The sequence below is a fragment of the Ochrobactrum teleogrylli genome, assembly GCF_037482325.1.
Taxonomy (GTDB): Bacteria; Pseudomonadota; Alphaproteobacteria; order Rhizobiales; family Rhizobiaceae; genus Brucella; species Brucella teleogrylli.
The window spans coordinates 659,971-682,900 of the sequence record NZ_JBBHKQ010000002.1; the positions used below are offsets into that span (position 1 = coordinate 659,971).

The following is a 22,930-nucleotide window of genomic DNA, read 5'->3' on the forward strand; positions in this document are numbered from 1 at the left end:
TCAGTTTAACCTGAACTCTCTCGATCTGCATGCTATGGAAATCTATAGGAGCTTGACTTATTTTTGATGGAACTGACCCGACGGGTTAAGGGTTGCCAAACATTGGCAAGGCAATCTCCTTATCGCCGATCGACCGGCTAGTGAACTCCGATGGAGTGTTTATTCTATGCAGTAACGCTAGTATATTTATTACAACTTTTTGTATTTGTTGTCTTTTTCTGGATTCTCGGAAGAGCGTATTTGTTGCTGCATTCGGCGTGGCGTCGTACCAAGGATGCGACGAAAAGCATAAATAAAGGCGCTTTCAGAGCCGTACCCCAGTTGGGCAGCCACAGACGCAATTGTCATATTCGGTCGCGCCAGCAGTTTGTGCGCCTGCATCATACGCCAGCGCAAAATATACTCCATCGGACTATTTCCGACAGCGGCACGGAACCGTGCCGAGAACTGGGACCGTGAAAGATGGCTGATGCCTGCAAGTTCATCCAGCCGCCAATTGTGCCCTGGGTCCCGATGGATCGCCATCAATGCACCGCCAATTCTGGGATCTGAGAGGGCAGAGAGCCAACTGCGATCAGTCATAACGGGCAGACTACGTATCAGTTCAATAAAAATCATCTGCATGATCGGAATAGCCATCGCTGCACCACCTGGAACATCGCCGGCGAGCTCTTCTTCCAGTCTGTTGGTGAGCCAGTGAAGACGTTCCGCTACAATGCTTTCCGCTCGAATCACGACGATCGATGGTAAGATTTCTCGCAGAAGTTCGCTGTTTAAAGGCAGATCCATGCGACCACTATGGCAAAGGAACCCCGGACCCGCGCCACCGTCCAGCTTTGCATGGTTCTTGTAGGCTTTCTGCGAAAAGACTTCAGCCGCTGGAATGGGCGGACAATTCAGATCACTCCCGATGACAAAGGGGATATCCGGGCCGATCAGGAAACAGTCTCCTGCAGCAAGCATCAATCGCTCACCTTGCACTTCCAGAAAACAACTACCTTGCCTGATGATGTTGCATTTCAAGGCACTTACAGGAGGCACGTCGATTGCCCAACGCCCGCAAGCCTCAAGTCCGACGGACATAGTCGCGCTGGCTTCAATCAAATTCAGCAGCTGGGAAAGGGGATCGTTGAACATCACAACCGGCCAATATCTACATTAAACAAGCCATTTGACTATAGATTTTCCTGTCATCGATTTCTACCTTTTCAAGGCACAATCAGGAGAAGAATATGCAGCACGGTCAAACGCCGCTCGGCACCCCATTCGGCCCATGTACTACTGCCCAAGAGGTTATTCGCGATATCGACCTCACAGGTAAGACTGCCGTTGTGACAGGCGGCGCGTCAAATCTCGGCCTTGAAACGGTGCGTATTCTGGCATGGAGAGGGGCCCGTGTGATCGTTCCGGTGCGCGACATTGGCACCGCCGGCAAGATGCTATGCAATATTCCAAATGTTGAACTATTCACGATGGATCTCCTTGATCCCGCCTCTGTTCGCAGCTTTGCGGATAAGTTTGTCATTGAGCATGGCTCCCTGGACATTCTGATCCTCAGCGCGGGAGTGATGGCCACTCCTCTATTTCGCGATGCAGAAGGCCATGAAGGCCAGTTTGCGACTAATCATCTTGGTCACTTTCGCCTGACCGCGGCCTTGTGGCCTGCTCTTTGCGCGGCCAAAAATGCGCGCGTCATCGTACTGTCCTCACGGGGACATCAGTTGGGCGGACTTGCGCTCGAAGATCTTGATTTCGTGCAACGCCCCTACGACAAATGGCTCGCCTACGGTCAAGCCAAGACAGCCAATGCGCTCTTCGCCGTTGCAGTTGATGCACGTGGTATCAATCATGGTGTGAGGGCATTTTCGGTACATCCCGGCTCGATACTCGGTCCATTAGCGCGTCACCTCAGTCGGGAGGAAATCGACTCCTTCGGCGCAATCGATAATAACGGACAACCAGTCATAGATCCGGATCGCGATATGAAGACACCACAGCAAGGCGCTGCCACGACAATCTGGTGCGCTACCGCGCCCGAGTTGGCGGGTATTGGGGGGGTTTATTGCGAAAACTGCGATATCGCACGGGTAGAAAGACAAGAGCGTTTTGGCGTTCGACCTTTTGCAATCGATCCCGATATCGCAGAGGCATTGTGGGCCGAAAGCGTGAGGCTGACCGGATACTTCTACTAAGGCAGCGCCTGGAACACCAGGCAAGATCTTCGATAACAAGGCTTGGTACCAGCTCGGGGCAACATTGCCTTTTTGACATAGCCCCCAAGAGGGAAAGTGCTTCTTCGTCCTCTTCAATTCGGTTTGGCAACCTGCGATCGAAACCAGAACCTGACACATCAAAATGCAAGAGGTCAAAATACAAAGGAGCGCCTTGTCTTAGTAGTGCAAACTTGGCCTTCCGACTTGCAAGTCAAGGCGAACGGGCAGCTTGGATTAAGTCCGCGTGGGCAACCCGTTCGTTCTTGAGCCGTTTCAATGACACCACCTTCCCTGCAGGACGAATGAATTCGGGAGCGAGTTTCCCCGGGACGTGAGGACTGCTCGCTCTCCTTCATCTGCTGCCTGGATGAAGTCATGAAAGATTTTGCTGGGATATACATATTCTTCCTCCTCCTCTTAAGGTCAGAGTCGCTAATCATTGGTGGTGAGGTTGGTTTCATCAGTGTCAACGATGAAGATCGCCAAAAGGCGGGCACGCTTGGTCGGACTAACGTTTTCACTAACATTGTGTCGATCACCCGGAAATTCCGAGAAACTCTGACCTGCGTGATAGGTAATAACCGGACCATCATTGACCTGGCTACGGATAGCTCCTTCCAGAACCGTCGCGTAAATGAAGGCAGAAGCAGGATGGGTATGAGCAGGCGAAGTACCGCCCGGTTCATATTCCACGAGCACGCCCTTCATGCTCTTTCCCGGCACATTCGGAAGCACCTGGTCGTAAATGACCGTTACTGTGGATGTTTCACTGGCCTGTTCATGGGCAAACCCCGTCGAAATCGGAATAGTGGTTGCCAACGCAATGCGGATAAACGTCTTGATCATGGTGGGCTCCTGTCATGTCTGCAAGAAATGGAGTGACACGCAAACCGGCCCCGCCTGCCAAACGTGTCCCAGGGTCATAGTTCCTTGTAGGAGATTCATTTACGGCGGTAGTTGCCCGAGCGCCTAATGTACGGAAGCTGCTTCCTCTATCAGCGCAGCGACTTCTTCCGGATGCGAGATCATTACCACGTGGGAAGCTCCATCTACGACAACAGTTTTTACTGTGCCCGCACGTTTGGCCATGAATTCCATTGCGGCCGGCGGTATGTTTCGATCCTGCGTTCCATAGATCGAATAGGACGGCAACCTCTTCCACGAGGGGAAACCAGATTTCTCCTCCAGTGCCGCTTGTGCGACCGGACGTTGGGTGGCCGCCATCAAAACGGACCGATCTTCGGATAGATCCGCTGCAAACTGATCATGGAAACGGTCCGACCGAATGAAGAGATCACGTTCACCCCGCTCCTGCTCTACTGAAAAAATCGCATCCGCTAATGTACTGCCGGGAAACTTTTTTGAAAGGCCAAGGCTAGTTTCACCTCGATCTGGTGCGAACGCAGAAACATAGACGAGCGCAGTCACGTTGGGATTACCGTTAGCGGCTTCTGTGATAACGGGACCACCATAGGAATGTCCGACGAGGACAACCGGCCCCGATATTGATCGAATAACTGCGGAGACAGTTGCCGCATCTGCCATGACGCCCCGAAGCGGATTTGCGGCTGCTATCGCCTTATAACCGTCGCGCTTGAGCCGAGAGATAACTTCGTTCCAGCTCGAGGACTCTGCAAAGGCACCATGAACAAGAACTATGGTGGGTTTGGATTGGGCAAACGCTGGCTGTGCAATAGTTCCAGAAAAAAACATTACTGCAAAGGTCAGGATTTTTGTCAGTTTCTTCATCTCTTTCTCCAACAACTTCTTCTTACAAGTTGTTGTCAACTATGTTCCATCTTCCCAGCATCTCCTATCGAACAGTAGGATCTGTCCGATTGTACCAAGGTCTAGGTTCAGCACATCGTTGCGATGATCATCCGATTAATTGTGGCCACTCCAAGAGATCCGGTACGGCTTCGAGCCTTGATAATACCATACACCATATGGATTAATGCCGTAACGAACTGTCTCGGCTATTCAATCGCCGATCGGTTACTATGCATCATGATAGATCAACCCTTTCGATTAGATGATCGTCAAGTGATTAATAAGCTCCTACCGTCGAATTGTGCAGATCGCACAACGGAAACATTGGAGAACCACAATGAAAGCGATAATTCTAACCGCTGCAGCACTTCTTCTTTCGAGTGGAAGTGTCCTTGCCCAAAGTGACCATATCGGATCGGATTGGCAATATCCATCAACGAGAACCGATAGCCGTCCAACGTCATCTGTAAAGCAGGCGCGTGCTGGCCACGGCCCAGATGCTCCCAAGACCGTATACAAACCAATCAGCTCCACCCAGGAACCAGGTCGGTTGCTGTGGGGCCAATGATAAAACAACAAAATATAATTAGACTGAGGATCGGCATTGCCGATCCTAATTTTTATCAATAAGGCTAAGCAACTAGCGCCGCCATTTCTTGAAGAACGATCGGACCTACCGCAACTGATGCGCTGTTAGAAATAGCTACATTACTGGTAGATCCAAACCAGTTTCGTTTGACACATTCACGTCCCTTCCAACTTCGACAACAAGTAATGCCGAGCGCCACTGGAGTTGTCCCTGGAAATGGAAATGACCAGATTTCTGATTGAAGCTGTAGAACCGGACGAGGTGAGCCGCAAAATCATTCCGTAGGAAAGCTGGGTGGTCGAGAACCCTATATTTATTAACTTCGTAGTCTCGATCATATGCACGGTGCGATTACGCCGTATTGCATTTTGGGAAGGTGGGTTCAAGCTTGAAGTGCGACTTGCAAACGATAACAATGAGTTATCCTAAGCAAGGAACCCGTCATGGAACGCACCTACGCGCATATTGATCTGGATGAACGCCGCAAGATCGCCCGCTGGCGCGCTGCAAACCTCTCCGTTGACGTTATTGCCGAGAAGCTTGGACGACATCGCTCAACCGTTTTCCGCGAGTTGAAACGCAATGGATTTGTCGACGATCAGATCACGGACCTGACTGGCTATTACTGCACGGTTGCCGATCAGAAAGCACGTGAACGTCGCTCGAAACGACGCAAGCTCATCCGGTTTGATCATTTGCGTCAATCCGTGATCAAGCACATCAGCGATGGATGGTCGCCGCAGCAAATTGCCGGGAGAATGCAACTGGAGCGCCACCCCATCTCTGTCAGTCATGAAACGATCTATCAGTTTGTTTATTCCGACGACGGTCGAAACGAAGGGCTTTGGAAATATCTGCCTGAACGTCGTGCCAGACGACGTCCACGTCATGCCCGGCGCCGTCATGGACGTCGATTTCCGCCGGAACTGAGCATCTTACATCGCCCGGACATGGTCGCCAGGCGCAAGCAGTTTGGACATTGGGAATGCGACACGATCCAGTTTCGCAAGACGTTCGGCAAAGCCAATGTGACGTCTCTGGTCGAGCGGGTAAGCCGTTTCACAGTTTTGTTGCGCAACAATGATCGTCGGTCACTTGCGGTGATCGAGGGGGTGATTAGCGTACTGCAACCCCTGCCCCAAATGGCCCGGCGCTCGATCACTTTTGATCGCGGCACTGAGTTCACGGAATGGGCTTACCTGCAGGCCGGGATCGGATCACAAACTTGGTTCTGTGATCCGCAGTCGCCCTGGCAAAAGGGAACGGTCGAAAACACCAACAGGCGAACAAGACGATGGCTCCCCAGAGACCTTGATCCACTAACGTTGAGTGACCGAGATCTCGTATTCATCTGTCATCGCCTCAACAATACGCCGCGCAAATGTTTGGGGTACAAAACGCCAGCAGAAGTCTTTCGACAAAAACTCATCGCAAACAGACATCGTTCTACGTAAACTCAAACTGTAAAAGTCGCGCTTCAGCATGACCTCACAGAACGGTTTCAATTAATACGCTAAATCCGTTAAAACGCAGTCGTTTCTACTTAACAAAATCAGTATTCATATCTGGCTTTTAGAAAGGTTACACCCACCGTCCGTACACATGTGATTGCACCAAAGTATTGCTGTTCCCGTTACCCAGCACAATGGAACTGAATGCCGGTTTTGAACATAGTAGGCCATCTTCAGCCAGAAAGGGAGGCAAATACGATGTCGCCTATTCCCTCATACACTACCAGGCCAGAAGCGATTAAAGGTCTGCTGGTGGTTGAAAGAATGATCAATGTGAGTGTGTGGCAGCATCCGTTGAGCGGATTGGTGCGGTTGCGGGTCTCACAGATGAGTGGCTGCGCATCCTGCGTGAAAACGAGTGTGGTGGAAGCCCGCGCGAATGGTGAAGCAGAGATGCGTTTATTCATGGTCAGCGCTTGGCGAAAATCAATTCTCTATAGTGTCAAGGAGCGAGCAGCCCTCGCATTGACCGAAGCACTCATCAATGGTGAAAAACGTGAAGAACTGCGAGGCGATCAAGAACTGATCAAAACGCAATTGAAGGATTACGAAATTGTCAATCTGACGGTGATGGTTGGTGCTATCAATCTGTGGATCCGCCTGCAAATCGCCGCTCGCGCGGTTCAGGTCACCCAGCCGTCAGTCTGAGCGACTACCTGACACTATCTGTCGGGCCTGGAACGTATATCCTCCCACGTTTGTCGCTCAATTGGCGGATCGCTGCGTCCCTCCCGCGCAGCGATCCGCATTCCGTTGTATCACGGCTGAGAGCCCATCAGCGTCGGCATTCAAGATGTACAGATAATCCATCCGGTAAGCGCTGGTGTTCTGTCTGATTAATTTATCTCTCAATGCCTCCGGCAGGCATTGTCCCCTTACCCAGCTGACCGATAATCCACGTACTCTTCAGGTCATGAAAGTCGTTTTGCCGTTTGGAAAGATAAGCAGACAGCATATCAGGCACAGATCAAATCCGGATCCTCCCCGGAAGCTGAGGAGCAGGGACTTCGTCGAAAGCTTGGCGGTCGTTATCTATATTGGAATGAATGGAAACCATCCGTTCTTTGACAAACAGGCTCCTGAACGACTGAGCACAGAGCAACCCCTATCCATACATTGGATAGGTCGCTGGTTGTGTCCAGGAAGATTTTCTTTCACGAGATGTGCTGATATCCGACACGATAAAAAAATACCGGGCACACTGGCGAGAGTGTGCCCGGAAAATCCTCATCATAAAAGCAATCAGTAATCCCAGAAAACGGGGACCCAACGATAAGCGTCACCGTCGACCGCAACGCGTCCCACGGATGGAAACGGTAGATGGGTCGCCACCAGTTGTTCACCGGTTTCGGCGAGCTCGGTTAAAAGACGTACACGAACGCGGGCTGCTTCCTCGGGGTCATGTTCAAAACCGTTATACCAGTCTGGGTGGTCAAATCCGACAGCAAAGATGGCATCGCCAGCAAAGGTCAGTCGATCTTCACCCGATGCAAGACGAACCACACAGTGTCCTGGGGTATGTCCACCAGTGCGATAGGCCATCACACCCGCTGCCACTTCGCATTGCTCATCAAACAGGCACAGTTGATCCCGATACTGCTCGACAAATCGTTTGGCAGTTGCCCTGAGCGCATCCGGAAAGCCATCGGGCATGTGAGCGTATGTAAAATCCGGTGCTTCCCAGAACTCAACTTCTGCGGCCGCCACATGAATCCGCAGATCAGGACGCAATCTTTCCTTTACGCCCTCGACAAGAAGACCACCGATATGATCCATATGCATATGGGTGAGAACCACGTCAGTGACCGAAGCAAGATCAATACCGGCACCGGCCAGTCGCTTGACCAACTGTCCCGCGCGCGGCAAGTTGAGGTCAGGATCGAGACCCAATCCAGCGTCGACGAGGATCGTCTGATTACCGCTACGCACTACGACCACGTTCAGCGACCAATCAAACGAATCCGGTGGCAGATACATATCGTCAAACCATTCTGCTCGTACGTCCGGGTCAATGTTGTGCCCCAACATTTCGGTTGGAAGAGGCAGCACACCATCGCTGATGACCAGAACGTCAATCTCACCGATGCGCAATGCATAGCGGGAGGGCACCAGTTCGTCGGGTCCTGATTTGCTCAAGTTGGTTTCGTGTTTCATAAGGTGTCTCCGTTTTCACCCATTTGACGGGCGTTGTTGGAAAAGGTGCACTCATATTTGCCATTGTATGTTGGAACAGATTCACGATCTCGCCAGTTCAAGGATCACTTGCAATGGCAATTTGCCGTAGGACCGCCGATGCAATTCTGCATCAACATGCATGCGATCTTCCTCCGAAAGCGATCGAGTGCTTATCGCTTGCATGGCCATGATGTACGAGAACGGCGACGAATGGCTATTGATCGGAAGTGTCTCGATTACACACTTTATGTCTAATACTCGCCACACCTAGGTATAGGAGTTATGTTCCAGCCGGTTGCCTGGAGAATATTACAACGAACGAATAGAATAGCGCGACACGAGCTATTCAAGAAATTCGACTATCAAGCCGCGCATCGGTTACCGGTATCGAATCCGCTTGGCGATCCAGCCCGATGCAACGACTTGGCGCTCCAAGCGCAAGATTGCTTTGGCAATAGAGCAAAGGTAATTTCAGTAATTTACTGCACCGACCATGCGTCAGCGATAATACTGACAATTACTCCTGAGACGTAACAACGGTTAACAGCCGGGGCTATGAATAGTGGCGGTCGTGCTTGCTCATTGAGCGCTTAACCTGCCCTCGCACTAATTGTCAACGCTTGTGGCGCTCTTGTAACCTTGGACAGGGCTAGCGGTGGATATGTCCTTGTCTTGATAATCCACAGAAGTTGAATGCGAGCCCTTTTTGGCGCTCGCCATTCGCGTCAAGATAATCTTGGTAACGATCAGTGTCGGCGCAGCAAAAACGAAAAGCAATGCAATCGTGAAAAATGCCGTATCGAAAGCGATTACCGTAGACTGGTACGCGACAGCCTTGCTCAATAACGCCTTGGACGCCTGATTTGCAGCAGCCGTAGTCATCCCGCGGGCCTCGAGAACTGCCACACTTGTTCCTAACCGATCGCCTACAGCAGAATATCCAGCTGTGATATGGCTGGCGAGCACAGATACATTGCCTGCGATATTCCGCGTCATAAGAGACTGAAGACAAGCTATTCCCAGAAGACCGCCAAACTGGCGGCCAGTATTGAAGATGCCGATTGCGGCAGGGAGACTACGTGCACTCATCCTACTGAATGCGATCAACGTAATAGACAGAAATAGAAAGCCAAGGCTCAAGCCCCGCAGGAGAACGGCGTTCAACATGTCGTCCATTCCGCTGTCGCCTGCGGAGCCTGACAGGAGCCACATAGCGATCATGATCATCACGATCCCGAAGGGTACGGTGACAATTGGAGAGACGCCCAGGCCCTGGAATACGAAGGCAGACAAGAAAAGCGAAAATACAAAAGGTATACTACTGGCGAGCAAAAGAATACCGGTATCCGTTGGCGTGAAAGCCAGGACCGAGATTGCAAAACTCGGAATCAAATAAGTGCTTCCAAACAATGCCGCACCAGCTACAAAACTTACTATGAATGCGAACGTAAAATCGACGGACCTGAAAACACTGAGCTCGAGCAGTCCTTCATCCTCAGGCCGGCTCGCTTGGTGACTAATAAACAGGCAAAGCGTCACCACACCTATTCCGGTCAGCCACCGGATGCGACCTTCATCGAACCAGTTCCAGCGGTCGCCCTGGTTGAGCACATAGACGAGGCAGAAAAGCGTGATTGATGCCAGTAGAAGGCCACTCCAGTCAAAGCGCCTATAGGGAATATAGGTGCCGATGGTTTCTTCTGATAGGAGAACAAGCCCGGCTGCCAGCAATCCGATAGGAACTACTGAGAAAAAAATCCACTTCCAAGAATAGCTGTCCAATAGCCATCCTTGCAGTGCCGGTACGAGGGTCGCCGGTGCAACCACAGCCCCTGTTGCAAACAAGGCTTGTAGAACAGGCTGGCGAGAAGGCGAAAAGTCTCGAAAGATAACGGTTTGTCCGATTACCAGTAGGAGACCTCCCGAAAACCCCTGAAATGCGCGCAGAACAATCAGCAAATCCAGTCGGGTCGTCAAGGCAGTGACCGCACTTGCCAATGTTATCATCACAGTCGCCGCAACAACGATAACCCGCAAATTAACGGTCTTCGCAATCCAGGATGCCATAAGGAACGCGATCATCTTCAGTGTCGTATATCCGATGTCGAGCCAGGCGAATTCGTCGGGAGTAGCGTATACGTCACCGATTATATCACCTTTACCAAGCGTCAAAGCGGTACCCGCAATTGCCTCAGTCAAAGTGGCAATCACTATGCCCGCGAGGAGGAAGCATCCTGTATTTCGCCTGGTTTGGCTCGAGACGCTTGGGGGAGAGAGCATCAATTCTCACTCCCCAAATCGATCTTGACCCGGGCGGAAAGTCCAGGAACCAGACGGCCGGGAATTGGGTTCTGAACAAGTTTGATCTTGACTGGAACACGTTGCACGACGCGGACGAAATTGCCAGTAGCATTATCAGCGGGCAGGAGACTGAAGGCCGATCCGCTACCCGGTGCAAAACTGTCAACTTTTCCTTCGATAATTGTTCCTGGATAGGCGTCGACCGTTACCTGGGCCGACTGACCGGGTTCAATATTCTCAATCTGTGTTTCCTTGAAATTTGCGACAATCCATACGTCCTTGATTGGGACCAGATCGATCAGTGAAGCTCCAGGGGAAACCAGGCGTCCGACGCGAACCTGACGGTTACCAATAACGCCGTCAAAGGGAGCACGAACGACTGTATTGTCGAGATCAATTCGGGCCAGGTCACGCGCAGCCCCGGCTTGAAGCACAGCAGCCAGGGCTGCTTCCTTTTGTGTGGTGAGAACCTTGATACGTGTTTCTTGTGCCTCCAGCGCGGCCTCTGCGCCTAATAAGCCAGCCTCTGCTTTTGACCTCGCAGCGTCACTTTCATCGACCTGAGCTCTGCTGACCGAATTTGTGCGAACAAGTTCACGCTGTCGCTGAGACGCTTTGACCGCGAGAGCAAGATCTGCCTCTGCTGCCCGTTTCTGTGCCGTCGCCTGCTTGACCAGAATATGCTGAAGCTGGATCTCCGCCTCAACATTTTCGATATGTGCCTGTGCCGCCTGCACATTTGCTTCAGCCTGCGCCAGACGTGCGCGGAAATCCCTGTCATCGATTCTGAACAGAACATCATTTGCTCGTACAGTCTGGTTGTCGGCTACATCAACCACGGTGACATATCCGGTCACCTTCGATGCGATTGCAGTCGTATTACCGCGAACATAGGCATTGTCCGTTGTCGTCCGCTCGCTCGAGCGCGCCCACGCCCAGCCTCCCGCAGCGGTTGCAATCGCGCTGAGACAAAACACCAGACCAACGATTTTTTTCTTCTTCCAGGTCATCATCTTGTGCACCAAAGGGTAATTGTCGTTACCGTTGACGGTTATGGTAATGTAGGTTACCGGTCAAGCGGAAGTTATTGAAGAAGGCCGATAAAGTGACCGATACGAAAAGCGAACGGACAAAACTTCGACGGAAAACTATTCTTCGTGCTGCAGCGGAGCTTTTCTTCGAGCAGGGCTACGCAACCACCAGCATCGATGCGATCATAGAGCGTACCGGTGGCTCGAAGCGAACGATCTATAGTGAGTTTGGCAGCAAGGAGGGATTGTTCCTGGCTCTGGTTGCCGATAATGCGGATCGCGCGATCTCTGCACTCTCTCTGGACTACACTACCCAAAGTGACTTGCCCGATATGCTGACGACTTTTGGTAACCACCTACTGGACGTTTACATGAGCCCTTCGGTCCTGGGCATTTATCGTATCATCATCACTGAAGCCGGGCGGTTTCCCGATCTTGCGCGCGTGTTTTATGAGAAGGGCCCGGGCCGCACCACGGCTCATCTCGCCAAAGTTCTCCAGGCTGCAGCCGACCGCAAAGAAATTCAGATAGGCGATCCTTTGCTTGTTGCCGGGCATTTCGTCGGAATGATCCGGGATAATCTTCATTTACAGGTTGTGCTCGGATTGCGCACTCCACCTACCGAAAGCGAGGCACGGGCCACGGTGGCCTCCGCCGTAACTTTGTTTCTCAATGGCGTGCGATCGCGGTAATAACGTTACAGCAGGACCACACGCAACGCACAGCGCATCCAACAAAATCTCCCAATCCGGTCATGTTGGAACTGAATCAAGCTCCTGGCTGCCTTCCGGTTTCCTTTCTTCAAAAGGGTTCGTTTTGTGGCTGTTCCGAGGTCTTTGTTCCAGGCTCGCAAATCAATTGAATAGCAGCATTTGCGGCGATGCAGATACCGAGCGCTATATGAACCAAAGTAGCCGAGGGCAGTGCCTCGAAACCGAGGGCATAAGGTGAAATCACTGTCCAGCAGCCAAGTACAAAATTGACCCATTCGGTCCAGCTACGATAATGGCAGATTGCCATAATCGAACAACAAATAATGATCGTACCCACAAAGCCTGCATTCCACGCAACGAACGGTCGATCAATATACGGAAACATACAATAAGCCAGGGCCAGACCCAGTGTCAGACTCGCCCATTCGAGTCCTCTGTTTGGTACATGATTTGTCATGATCTTTCCTTCAGGATTATTCTTCACCGTCCTTTGTTGAGGCCGTCAGAAGAGCATGAACTGCATTGTACCATGACACTATTCATCCAAGGCTTTGATTGTTCCATGCGATGGTAGATACATCTCTATTCCCTGAGCTATATTCGTAATCGGTAAGCATGTACCATGCTGCACTTGCGATGAAGCCTCGCTCCCTGCGGGTTCGATGATTGCAGCAATTTGATCACTAGATCGAAGACCGGTGAAATCTTCGTCCTTCAGCTTGCGCCGCCTGCTTGGGCACAACTTCATATCGGAGACCTCCGCTCGTCGCTAGGGCAGAAGCGGTTTTGCGCATTCAACAAAGCGACAGATACATTGCTCCCAAAGATGGAGCGGAACTGAGCCCGGGGATAGGTCATTTCGCCTAGCAACTTTGTTAGCGTTCCCATGTGGGCCGATCAGCTCATGAAATTCAGAAAATGCAGTTTCGACTGCATATAGGAGTATAATATGGAACAGCTATCAATCACGGCCACCCGCCGTGCTGTCATGTCAGGTACCCTTGGTCTTGCAGCTGCCGGCGCCACATTTGGTCCAGCTTCCGCAAATTCAGCTGAGAAATCGTCCGGAACGGAATTCAGTGACCGTCATGGATATGTCGTCACAAAAGACGGCGTGGCGATTTTTTTCAAGGACTGGGGCCCAAAGGACGCCCAACCGATTGTCTTCCATCACGGATGGCCCTTGAGCGGAGATGATTGGGACAACCAGATGCTCTTCTTCCTGGCGAAGGGATATCGTGTAATAGCGCATGATCGCAGAGGTCATGGTCGCTCGAGCCAAGTCAGTGATGGGCATGACATGGATCACTATGCGGCCGACGTCGCAGAGGTCATCACGCATCTTGATCTTCAAAACGCTATCCATGTAGGACACTCCACCGGCGGTGGAGAAGCAAGCCGCTATACAGCCAAATATGGCGACGGACGCGTCGCCAAACTGGTACTGATCGGTGCCGTCCCACCTATTATGGTAAAAACGTCATCGAATCCGGATGGATTACCCATTGAAGTGTTCGATGGATTCCGAACCGCCTTGGCGGCAAATCGTTCACAGTTTTATCGGGATGTTGCAAGCGGACCATTCTATGGCTTCAATCGAGAGAACGCCGTGCCCTCGGAAGCCTTGATCCAGAACTGGTGGCGGCAAGGTATGACGGGGGCGGCAAATGCTCATTACCTAGGCATCAAAGCGTTTTCGGAAACAGATTTTACCGAGGATCTGAAGGCCGTAACCGTTCCCACGCTGGTGCTACATGGTGATGACGACCAAGTGGTTCCGTATGCCAATTCGGCGTTGCTCTCCGCGAAGCTGCTTAGGAATGCTGAACTTAAAATCTACAAAGGCTTTCCGCACGGCATGGCATCCACCCACGCCGACACTATAAATGAAGATTTACTGAGATTTATCAGTCGATAAACGACGATTCGACAAGTTACTATCTACGATAATTTGCCCATCACGAGCCATAGTACTCGTGATGGGCCTTTGTTATTCCTAGACGTTTGCGCTGCGCTTGATGAGGACAAGGCAGATTTATTTCAAATATGGTATGATAGCCAAAGGGAGTTTTCTGCATCTAACAGATTGGCAGGGGATTGGCGATGGCAGATCGGACCTCTTTAGAAAATGACGCCGTGGATAACGGGGCACTTTGGTCGCGTGAGGAAGAACTTTCATTATTAGTAGATATGGTTCCAAGTCATTTGTGGCGTTTAACGGATGAAGGCGAACCTAGTTTTTTCAATAAGCGTATGGTCGATTTCATTGGTTTCAGCTCTGATGACCTAGAAAGCCCTGGCCGCTCAAAGTTGGACGTGCTTATTGACTGTATACACGAAGATGACGCCAAGGAATTCAGTTCGACGCTTCGCCGGTGTATCGCTACTGGCGAGGTATTCGCGATGCGTTATCGCTTACGCCGGGCGGATGGGGCTTTTCATTGGATGTCTAGTCGGGCCGAGCCCATGCGTGATCGGTGCGGACGTATAATCCAATGGTACGGTTTATGTCATGACATACATGACCAAGTGATGATGGAAGAAGCGCTAAGACGCAGCGAAAGTCAGCTTCGTCGGCTGGTCGATTCCAACATTATCGGAATTGTCACGTGGGATCTGAATGGACAACTTTTGGATGCGAACGACGCCTTTCTTAACATGGTCCAGTATAGTCGTGACGAATTTGAAAAAGGATTCAGCTGGCTAGATTTAACTCCGCCGGAGTGGCAAGAGGCGCACGCACTTCAAGAAGCTCAGGAACTTGCCAATACAGGTCTAATGCAACCAAGGGAGAAAGAGTTTTTCAGGAAGGACGGGGGTCGAGTACCCGTACTGATTGGTGCTGCTTGTTTTGAAGGTCAGCGTAGACAAGGTGTAGCCTATATCCTCGATTTAACTGAACGTAAGCATGCAGAGTTGGCACTGCGCAATCGTGAGAGGGAACTTGAACAACTAGTAGATACGGTACCTGTCCAACTCTGGTCTGTTTCGGCAGAAGGCCACCCCGCATATATCAATAAGACGATGAAGGACTATATGGGGCTTCACCCGAGAAAAAACGATGACGAGCCAGGACTCGCAGAGACGTTGAAAAGCAGCGTACACCCGAACGACAGACTGCTTTACTTGGACAAGATAACCAATTCAGTCAAAACCGGCGAAAAATTTGAACACAAGTTTCGAAGTCGCCGCTGGGATGGTGAATATCGATGGACGCAGGGTTATGCTAACCCGCTTCGCGATGAGGAGGGCAATATAATCCGTTGGTACGGCGCCAACATTGACATTCATGACCAAGAAGTTTCTCAAAATGAATTGCGAGAAAAAGAACGTTTCCTTTCGCGCTTGGTTGAGACGTTACCAGCAATGGTTGACTGTGCTGCGCCGAATGGTGAGCCCGTTTACCGGAGTCAACAGTTTCGTGAATTTCTTGGATATGAGCTCGAGGAGTTGGATAGTTCAGGAAAATCACGGCTGGCGGCCACGCTTGACACAAGTGTTCATCCTGACGACGTAGCAGTAGTTAAGAAGAGATATTCGCAATGCCTTTCGTCAGGAGAACCCTACACGCATAAGCACCGTTTGCAGCGCTTCGACGGCGAATACCGTTGGGTCGAAACTCGCGCAGTGCCAATGCAAAATACTGCTAGTGAAATAGTACAATGGAACGTTATATGCATTGACATCGATAGCGAAGTGCGGGCTCAGGAAGCCCTGCGCTTGGCTCAGGAGAGGCTTTTTCGCGCTAGCCAAACGGCAAGTCTCGCCGAGCTATCGGCTTCAATTGCGCATGAGGTTAATCAGCCACTCGCTGCTGTCGTGGCAAATTCACATGCATGTCATCGTTGGTTGTCAGCAACACCGGTGAATCTAGAGCGGGCAAAACAAACGGCTGAACGCCTCATACGAGATGCTAACACCGCCAGTGATGTAGTTAATCGAATCAAAGCATTATTTAAACACTCAGCAGATGAGCGCATTCTCACCGATATTGGAAACATAATATCTGAAGCGCGAGCCTTGTTGGCTGGAGATGCATTACGACACCGAATTGAAATATTCGTCGAAGGAGAGTTTGGCTTGCCACAGTTGATGGTAGATCGAATACAAATACTCCAAGTGCTAGTGAATTTAATGCGTAACGCGATAGAAGCGATGGACGGCTCTCAATATGGGAGAGTCCTCAGAATAAACGCGGGTCCGACAAACGCAGGAGTTCGCATCGAAATCAGCGATCTTGGTATTGGTCTCACCGAGTTTGAAAACATCTTTGAACCATTTGTATCCGCGAAGATTAACGGAATGGGCATGGGACTTGCCATTTGTCGTTCCATAGTCGAAGCGCATGGTGGACGATTATCGGCAGAACCCAACCAGCCGAAAGGAGCGAAGTTCATTATAAATTTGCCAACTGGCTTGTGATAATTATCTAAGTTGGATTCGAGTTTTCGCCCAGTTTGACAGCGAAGTAACGCTCGAATGTCAACGTAAATTGTGATGTACAGTAGTTATCGAACTTCACACCGATGGTGGACACTACATGTACTCATTGATCAGTGGGCTCCAACTGAGCGGTCGCAGCATGAAAAACATAAGTACCCGGTCCAGCATATTTCACGGCAGATTGATCGTCTATTTGACTGTGAAACTTCGAGTAGAGTGACACCATCGCGGTGAACCGAGAATGCCGAAAACTGTCAGAAGCGCTGAGTTCCGAAATATCGATAACCCGCGCCCCATATCGCATAGCGGCCCTCTTGACCCATGGATTATAAACGTCGTCCGCCCCTACTCGTTGACCACCGGTAATAATCCGGGACACCGCCAGCGCTTCATCGTCACCAGATACCAGCAGATTCAGTGGGTGCGCAAGTCGCCCGATCGTATTTAGTTGACGGATCATATCATTAGTATCGATATCTGGGGCGGCTAATACTATATTGTCCAAACGCCTAGCCACCTGACGTCGAGAGGTTCGGCTCAATCCGGATAGGGTTTCCATCGCAAGCCACGCTCCCATGCTATGTGCAAGGAGGCCGACCTTGATCCTTCCTCCCTGGACAAGGATCTCAATTGTCTCGGCAAGACCGGCGGTCGAAGCTAGCGCAGCGCGCCTGTCCGTGCTGTAGCTTAGCGCGTTACCCTGGGACGGCCAGGCAAATAACACTGCGGTCTGGCCATCATGGGAATCTGCTGCAAGTTGCGCGAGTCGGTAGACCGATTCCTGATAAGTGTTATTATATCCATGTACAAATAGTCGGACAGAAGGGATACGATTGGCAGAAACTATAGCCGAATAAAACTCGTCTGCAGTGAGGCTCCGGGATGTCAGTGTAACAAATTCCTTGGCCGGATCTGGTCGTGCACTGGGCCATTCAACCACGTTAGCTTTGTGAGTAGGTGGGACTGATACTACATGTTTCACAAATCTCAGGTGCGGTGAGTAGCCACTCGCAAACGTTGTACCAGAATCATCTACTGGGGCCCTGACAGTAGAAACATAAACTGTCACGCGTTTGCAGTCAGTTCGAGAAAACGACACACTCGCAGCGCTTCGCTCTAGCTTGGAGCTACACGCAACAAGCCCGAATAACAGGAAGATCATTACCAATGCCGACATTGATATGCTAATCCGTTTGTTATGAAGTGCCGCGCGCGGCAGCGACAAGACCACGTTTCAGTCCTCCTTTCGATTCTGTTATGAGAAACAAAATAGAGAGATAATTTTCGCACTATTGGCTATGGGGGACCATCTTCTAAACGGAGAAAACATTCTATGCTAAGTGATAGGAGGCGCTAAACAGTTTCAGAGCCATTCATTGAAAGAAGGTTAGATGAGGAAGAAATTCGACGTGTTGGGGAACCGATGTTGGCAAACGCTCATCAAAATGACGAAAACGGCGCGTAAGTCTATCTATCATTCATCGCTAATCTGATTGCCAGTCAAGAACATGGGCCTTTCCCAATAAAATATAATTCTTCAACGAGTTAGAACAAATTGCGTCTCTCTGTCTTTGCACAAAATTGAATGGCGATGGCGGCTCCACGTTCAAATCCAATAATCCGATACCGATGTCGCGCGCAGATTAATTTGTGCGGCGTGGACGGGTATTCAAAGCAACACACATGATTTTGCGTTCGATTGATGTAACCCAGCGACGTGTCGAACTATGCATTGTAAGAGATTTACGGCGTGCCGATGGAAGTCATGCGCCACGCCGCGACCGGGCATCTGATTGCAGCGCCGCTCTGATCAGAGTGGCTGCCCCGCAAGGTAGCGTTCCAACGTCTTGACCGTGCCATCCTGCCAGATCGCTTTCAACGCCGAACTGAATGCGGCGACATAGGCGGGATTAGCGGCAAGCGCTCCGAAAATATCATCCATGTAAAGCCACGCAGCCGGGTCGGCTTTGGCGCGCGCTGCCTGCTTGGTCAGGCGATCCCATGACGGATCATTCGGCTCGATGACAGCGCCGCTGTCTGTGGTGCCATAGCAATAGCGGCACCAGAAAGCGGAAACGAGCGCAAGCCCGGTCACCGAATGGCCCTTCGCCACGCGGTCAGCAGCGGTGGGCAGAATGAATTTCGGCTGGCGGTTGGAGCCATCGAGACACAAGCGGCGGATGGTGTCGCCAATGCTAGGATTGGCGAAGCGCTTGTCGATCAACACGCGATAGGCTTCAAGATCGGTATCCGGCACGGGCGGCACTTCCGGGATGATCTCCTCCTTGGTCAACTTCTCCAGATAGCGCCGGATCAGCGGATGCTCCATGGCCTCATGCACGAAATGAATGTCGAGCAAGCCGCCCGGATAGGCGATGGCCGCGTGGCCGCCATTCAGGATGCGGATTTTCATCAGTTCATAAGCGGCAACCTGATCGGTGAAGGTGACGCCGACTTTTTCCAGAGCCGGGCGTCCGGTCGGGAAATTATCCTCCATCACCCATTGCTTGAAAACTTCGCAGAAGACCGGCCAGCCGTCATCGACACCGAAATCCTTCGCGGCAATCTCGCGTTCGCGCGCGCCGGTGGCGGGCGTAATGCGATCCACCATCGAATTCGGGAAAGCGACATTGGCAGAAATCCAGTCGGCAAAGGCCGGCTCGCTCAGCTTGGCAAGCCCCGTCACGGCGTCTTCCGTCACATGCCCGTTGCCCGGAATGTTATCACAGGACATGACCGTGAAAGGCTGGACACCCGCCGCCTTGCGCAGCTTCAGTGCCTGAACGATCAGGCCGAACACGGTTTTCGGATGGTCCGGATGCGCGGCATCGGCCACGATATCCGGATGGGCGGGGTCGAAGGTCTGGCTTGCCGGGTCGATATAATAGCCGCCCTCCGTGATCGTCATCGAAACGATGCGCGTATCGGCTGATGTCAGATAGGCCATCAGGGCCTTGCGCCCTTCCTCGGTCGAAATCGTCACATAATCGACCATCGATGCGGTGATGCGCGCGCCCGCATGATCGGCCTCCTGTTCCACAACAGTCGTCAGCCAGTCCTGGACTTTGAGCGTATCACGCATGGCGTCGTCGCTGCCACGCACACCGGCGCCCACCAGCGCCCAGTCGTGCCCCTCGCCAGTCGCAAACAGATCGTCCAGATAGACTGCCTGATGGGCGCGGTGAAAATTGCCGACGCCGAAATGCACGATACCCGGCTTTAACCCGGCAGGGTCGTAGCCGGGCTTGTGCACCTTATCGAAGCTTTGAAGCGTTGCGCGCGATAGCTTGGTCACGAGGGTATCCTTTATTCAAGCGGGTACAAACTGGACTTTCATGGTCGCGGGATTTCTGAGCCCGAGGAACCATCGCATGCATGGAGTGTCGTCTGGTTCAAGGGTTGGCTGTCGGGGGGTGCCAATATATGAAAGCGCGCGAATTACACCCCGTCTAATATCCGGCGTGCTGTATTCTCATCGGTGATAAGACCATTAGCAAGTTTCGCCGCGAGTGCCGCCGTGATAGCGGCTGCACGATTTGTCCCGGAACCAACAATCACCGTCGGTCGCTCGGCTGGAGAAGTCAGCGCAAAGGACGTCAGTCGCGGATGATAATCAGCATCGACAACACGCCCATTCGCATCAATAGCGGTTCCTAGCAGCTCTCCGATTGCTCCACATTCCATCGCTTGCCCGGTTTCGGCTGCCGTGATGAACCCGTCCATGTAAAGCGATGCCTCCGGCCCCCAATAGCCAATTCCCATCATAAGAAGGCTTGCCTCCCCGACCAGAGCCTTAAGGTTGCGATATCCAGGTTGGGCCTGTAATACCTCCCGCTCATCGATGGAATGTGTAACGACGGGCATTGGCAGGGGAAAACATTGGGCGCCGATCCGTTCGGAAAGCCAAGTGACCACGTCGTAATGGCTCGCTCGCCCATCCCGGGTCAAATTGCCCATTAACGATACACATTTGTGCTGCGGACGATTGATGGGCTGCAAACGCCGGGACACTTCGCGCATCGCCTTGCCATTCCCGATAGCAATAGTCAGTGGCGCTTTCTGCTGTAAGACCGTCTCGAGATACAATGCCGCATGCAGACCGACTGCGGGTATATCCTCGATATTACCGAATTCGTTCATAGCAACGTCACAATACTGCAACGAAAAGCGATCCATGAGCCGCTCCGCTAGTTCGATGCATTCGCTCATGGGATGAACGAGTTGAAAACGAATAAGACGTTCACTTTGCGCAAGCGCAATCAAACGCTGCACGACTTGTCGTGAAACTCCGAGTTCTGCTGCGATCTGATCTTGTGTTTTGCTCTTTTCGTAATAAAGCCATGCCGCACGGGCAGCAAGGTCAAGACGCCTGTAGCCGTTGACTTCACCCTTATCCCCATGACTGCTCATTGCCCCGCCCCTCTGTTTGTGGATCGCTTGCTCATCGGCATAAGCTACCCTTTTTACAGCTTCAACAGGCGGGCGATGTTACCACCTACGATTTTTGAGTAGCCTTCGGAATCGTCCGTCGCTCTTTCCATCTTTCTGAACTCCCATTCGTAATCAACGAACGGCGAATCTGTTCCCCAGATTACCTTATCTGGACCGAGCGCACGAACGGCGGTCTGAATCTCGAATATCGGTGCCCGTGATGTTTCCAGATAGAGGTTCGGGAATTCTCGTGCGAAGCTGATCGCCTGATCCACGGACCAAAAAAAGCCCATATGCGCCATCAGGAGCGGCACATTGGGAAAGCGCGCAGCCATGAGTGCGAACTCAGGGGGACTGTTATAAAGATCGCTAGCGCCATGCACGATCACTGGAATGCCGAGCTCATCCGCGACCTTGAATAGTGGATCGACTAGGTGTGGATCTGAAAGATGATAGCCATTTATGGTGGGATGCAGTTTCAACCCTTTGAAACCCCAATCCACCACACATCGGCGCACCTCATCGGCGGCACCTGCCTCCCATGCATTGACAGCACAAAAAGGGATAAGGCGGTCGGGAAACTGATCGAATGCTTCCTTAATGGGTTCATTGGTGAAATTCCCTTCCACAAAGGGAAATATCACAGCCTTATCCACACCTACCGCGTCGATCCTTGCGATCAGGTCCGCCCCTGTCTGAACTGCACCAGCGCGGACGCCAAGATGGTTATGCGCATCGATAATCATCAGTTCTCTCCTCGATTGTTTCAATGTTGACGTTTCAGTCCGCCGACAGCCATGGCGAACAGAATGAAGGCTCCGTTCAGCGCGAGACGGTAAGGCGCTCCAAGACCGAGCAGCGTCAGTCCGTTACCGAGGAAAGCAATGAACAAAGCGCCAAGTATTGTGCCGAGTATGTTCATTTCGCCACGTCTGGAAGCGAGCGTCCCCAAATACGCTGCCGCGAAAGCATCAAGCAGATAAGGTTCTGCTCCACGTGGCACCGCGATACCGGTCCTAGAGACGAGAGCAACGCCTGCGATTGCAGCAAGCAGACTCGCGACCACAAAGCCAGCTCCAAAGATGCGCCGGATATCAATTCCAGCGAGGAACGCGGCCCGAACGTTCAGCCCCACCGCCTTGGCTTGACGAGCAAAGGGAGTATAGCGCATCAGCACGAATGTAACTATTAAGACGATGATTGTCATAACGATCAATGCTGAGAATGGACCAATCATCCCCTGACCGAGAAACAGGAAGGGCTTCGTCATGCCGCGCGGCAGCGTGAAGAGCATCTGGGGCTCCGCACCGTTTGTCATCATCAATTCGCCGGAACGGATAATAAACATCATCCCTAGTGTTCCGATAATTGCTGGTACTCCGATATAGCCCATGAGCACGGCATTGATCAGACCGATGCACAGTCCAAAACAAAGCGGCAAAAGATAGGCCATCCACACTGGATAGTGATGGATAATCAGTAATGCAGCGATCAGTCCGGCGGCATCCGCAACCTGCGCCACGGAAAGATCCACCCCGCGCATCGACATAACGACAGTCAATCCGATTGCAAGAATGATAAGGACGGTACTCTGGCGTAGGACATTTGCGATGTTCGCAGGACTGAGAAAAGCCGGCTTGAGCAGATAGAACAGCACAAGTACGAGCAGCATGCCGATTATCGCGCCATAATTGCGCAGAAAATCCACTGCACTGCGGATGAATACAGAGGAAGTGACCATAGTGTTCATCGC

Annotated in this window: 18 protein-coding genes; 6 read left to right on the top strand and 12 right to left on the bottom strand. The window is 51.7% G+C overall.

Annotated elements, in window-relative coordinates; translation table 11 throughout:
* Nucleotides 1-189 precede the first annotated feature (189 nt).
* Nucleotides 190-1,137, bottom strand: a complete 948-nt coding sequence (locus tag WIX40_RS20655; RefSeq protein WP_080692097.1) for an AraC family transcriptional regulator — start codon at nt 1,135-1,137, stop codon at nt 190-192.
* Nucleotides 1,138-1,232: 95 nt separating this feature from the next.
* On the opposite strand from WIX40_RS20655, the gene WIX40_RS20660 reads away from it, so the two are divergent.
* Nucleotides 1,233-2,192 carry an SDR family NAD(P)-dependent oxidoreductase gene (locus WIX40_RS20660; protein ID WP_010660371.1) on the top strand — a complete coding sequence of 320 codons (960 nt, stop codon included), beginning with the start codon at nt 1,233-1,235 and terminating at the stop codon, nt 2,190-2,192.
* Nucleotides 2,193-2,645: 453 nt separating this feature from the next.
* Here the strand turns inward: WIX40_RS20660 and WIX40_RS20665 are convergent, their stop codons facing one another.
* Both WIX40_RS20665 and WIX40_RS20670 read right to left on the bottom strand, forming a co-directional pair.
* Nucleotides 2,646-3,059 carry a cupin domain-containing protein gene (locus tag WIX40_RS20665; RefSeq protein ID WP_151557813.1) on the bottom strand — a complete coding sequence of 138 codons (414 nt, stop codon included), beginning with the start codon at nt 3,057-3,059 and terminating at the stop codon, nt 2,646-2,648.
* 123 nt (nt 3,060-3,182) lie between these two features.
* Complete coding sequence (locus WIX40_RS20670; protein ID WP_043062834.1) at nt 3,183-3,962, bottom strand: alpha/beta fold hydrolase; 780 nt, start codon at nt 3,960-3,962, stop codon at nt 3,183-3,185.
* A 1,053-nt stretch (nt 3,963-5,015) separates the two neighbouring features.
* Here WIX40_RS20670 and WIX40_RS20675 point away from each other — a divergent pair.
* Entirely contained in the window at nt 5,016-6,026 is a 1,011-nt protein-coding gene (locus tag WIX40_RS20675; RefSeq protein WP_339441850.1) for an IS30 family transposase, read from the top strand.
* Nucleotides 6,027-6,281: 255 nt separating this feature from the next.
* Entirely contained in the window at nt 6,282-6,731 is a 450-nt protein-coding gene (locus tag WIX40_RS20680; protein WP_036588363.1) for a carboxymuconolactone decarboxylase family protein, read from the top strand.
* A 594-nt stretch (nt 6,732-7,325) separates the two neighbouring features.
* Here the strand turns inward: WIX40_RS20680 and WIX40_RS20685 are convergent.
* The 3 genes from WIX40_RS20685 to WIX40_RS20695 form a co-directional block, all read right to left on the bottom strand.
* On the bottom strand, nt 7,326-8,237 hold the full coding sequence (locus WIX40_RS20685; RefSeq protein WP_151557821.1) for an MBL fold metallo-hydrolase: 912 nt from the start codon (nt 8,235-8,237) through the stop codon (nt 7,326-7,328).
* A 627-nt stretch (nt 8,238-8,864) separates the two neighbouring features.
* On the bottom strand, nt 8,865-10,538 hold the full coding sequence (locus WIX40_RS20690; RefSeq protein ID WP_339442380.1) for a DHA2 family efflux MFS transporter permease subunit: 1,674 nt from the start codon (nt 10,536-10,538) through the stop codon (nt 8,865-8,867).
* The gene (locus WIX40_RS20695) at nt 10,538-11,569 is read right to left on the bottom strand and encodes an HlyD family secretion protein (protein WP_339442381.1); all 1,032 of its coding nucleotides are present in this window, start codon (nt 11,567-11,569) and stop codon (nt 10,538-10,540) included. The genes WIX40_RS20690 and WIX40_RS20695 overlap by 1 nt, the downstream gene beginning before the upstream one ends.
* Before the next feature lie 77 nt (nt 11,570-11,646).
* Here WIX40_RS20695 and WIX40_RS20700 point away from each other — a divergent pair, with 77 nt between their 5' ends.
* Nucleotides 11,647-12,282 (top strand): TetR/AcrR family transcriptional regulator, encoded by a 636-nt coding sequence (locus tag WIX40_RS20700; protein WP_080692094.1) that lies wholly within the window; start codon nt 11,647-11,649, stop codon nt 12,280-12,282.
* 109 nt (nt 12,283-12,391) lie between these two features.
* Here the strand turns inward: WIX40_RS20700 and WIX40_RS20705 are convergent, their stop codons facing one another.
* Complete coding sequence (locus tag WIX40_RS20705) at nt 12,392-12,760, bottom strand: SPW repeat protein (protein WP_105731663.1); 369 nt, start codon at nt 12,758-12,760, stop codon at nt 12,392-12,394.
* Nucleotides 12,761-13,252: 492 nt separating this feature from the next.
* Between WIX40_RS20705 and WIX40_RS20710 the strand changes: the two genes are divergently transcribed.
* Together WIX40_RS20710 and WIX40_RS20715 are read left to right on the top strand one after the other, a co-directional pair.
* Nucleotides 13,253-14,221, top strand: a complete 969-nt coding sequence (locus tag WIX40_RS20710) for an alpha/beta fold hydrolase (RefSeq protein WP_151653865.1) — start codon at nt 13,253-13,255, stop codon at nt 14,219-14,221.
* 185 nt (nt 14,222-14,406) lie between these two features.
* The gene (locus tag WIX40_RS20715) at nt 14,407-16,725 is read left to right on the top strand and encodes a PAS domain-containing protein (protein WP_339441855.1); all 2,319 of its coding nucleotides are present in this window, start codon (nt 14,407-14,409) and stop codon (nt 16,723-16,725) included.
* A 124-nt stretch (nt 16,726-16,849) separates the two neighbouring features.
* On the opposite strand, the gene WIX40_RS20720 is transcribed toward WIX40_RS20715, so the two are convergent.
* The 5 genes from WIX40_RS20720 to WIX40_RS20740 all read right to left on the bottom strand — a co-directional run bounded on the left by WIX40_RS20720 (nt 16,850) and on the right by WIX40_RS20740 (nt 22,927).
* Nucleotides 16,850-17,923 (bottom strand): alpha/beta hydrolase, encoded by a 1,074-nt coding sequence (locus WIX40_RS20720; RefSeq protein ID WP_339441857.1) that lies wholly within the window; start codon nt 17,921-17,923, stop codon nt 16,850-16,852.
* Between the two features lie 633 nt (nt 17,924-18,556).
* On the bottom strand, nt 18,557-20,041 hold the full coding sequence (locus WIX40_RS20725; RefSeq protein WP_339441859.1) for a mannitol dehydrogenase family protein: 1,485 nt from the start codon (nt 20,039-20,041) through the stop codon (nt 18,557-18,559).
* Nucleotides 20,042-20,184: 143 nt separating this feature from the next.
* Nucleotides 20,185-21,156 (bottom strand): sugar-binding transcriptional regulator, encoded by a 972-nt coding sequence (locus WIX40_RS20730; RefSeq protein WP_339441861.1) that lies wholly within the window; start codon nt 21,154-21,156, stop codon nt 20,185-20,187.
* Between the two features lie 53 nt (nt 21,157-21,209).
* Nucleotides 21,210-21,923 (bottom strand): amidohydrolase family protein, encoded by a 714-nt coding sequence (locus WIX40_RS20735; RefSeq protein WP_339441863.1) that lies wholly within the window; start codon nt 21,921-21,923, stop codon nt 21,210-21,212.
* A gap of 20 nt (nt 21,924-21,943) precedes the next feature.
* Complete coding sequence (locus tag WIX40_RS20740; protein ID WP_339441865.1) at nt 21,944-22,927, bottom strand: ABC transporter permease; 984 nt, start codon at nt 22,925-22,927, stop codon at nt 21,944-21,946.
* Nucleotides 22,928-22,930 lie beyond the last annotated feature (3 nt).